Source organism: Neisseria sp. HMSC061H08 (assembly GCF_001836795.1).
Taxonomy (GTDB): domain Bacteria; phylum Pseudomonadota; class Gammaproteobacteria; order Burkholderiales; family Neisseriaceae; genus Neisseria; species Neisseria subflava_A.
The window spans coordinates 1-213 of the sequence record NZ_KV830570.1 but is presented as its reverse complement, the minus strand read 5'-3'; the positions used below and the strand labels follow the sequence as shown (position 1 = coordinate 213).

Here is a 213-nt window from a genome sequence, read left to right as displayed (position 1 = left end):
AACGTTCAGCGCAAGCTCTTCGTTTTTCCGCTCTTCCTGCCTGATTTTGGTGTCTTTCGTCCCGCTGTGCAGCCAGGTCAGGTTGCGGTATTCGGGTTTGTCCTGTCGGCGATATTCCTCAAACAGCTTCGGATCGTTGTAGGCTTGCGGATTTCTTGCGCCGTAGTCGCGGTAGTCCCAAGTATAACCCAAGGCTTTGTCTTCGCCTTTCAT

The 213-nt window shown here is 52.6% G+C and carries 1 pseudogene; it reads right to left on the bottom strand.

From position 1 onward, the window contains the following. A pseudogene (locus tag HMPREF2675_RS05000) lies at nucleotides 1–213 on the bottom strand (hemagglutinin/hemolysin family protein); the annotation flags it as partial.